Source organism: Bacillus sp. AF62 (genome assembly GCF_050312695.1).
GTDB classification, from domain to species: Bacteria; Bacillota; Bacilli; order Bacillales; family Bacillaceae_G; genus Bacillus_A; species Bacillus_A cereus.
On the sequence record NZ_JBNPJZ010000294.1, the window covers coordinates 1 to 290 of the forward strand.

Sequence of the window (290 nt, forward strand, 5' to 3'; positions counted from 1 at the left end):
AAAATAACTGTAAAAATAGAAAAAGATGCAGTAGTAGAAATTAAAATAGGAAATAAGAAATTGCCAGATCCAATGGGAAAAATGAAGTTAGTGAAAGTAGACATAAGTGATAAAAATAAAAAGCTAGCAGGGGCAAAGTTTCATATAGAAGATCCAAAAGGAAAAATAGTTGGAGAACTAGTAACAAATGAAGAAGGAGAAGCGATATCAAAAGACTTACCAATAGGAAACTATACCTTAGTGGAAGTAGAAGCACCTAAAGGTTACGAATTATTAAAAGAAAAAATAAC

General features: G+C 30.0%; 1 protein-coding gene. It reads left to right on the forward strand.

Annotation, left to right across the window (positions count from 1 at the left end):
* The coding region (locus ACQRBL_RS32805) for an MSCRAMM family protein (protein ID WP_427736495.1) at nucleotides 1–290 on the forward strand (290 nt) is incomplete at both ends.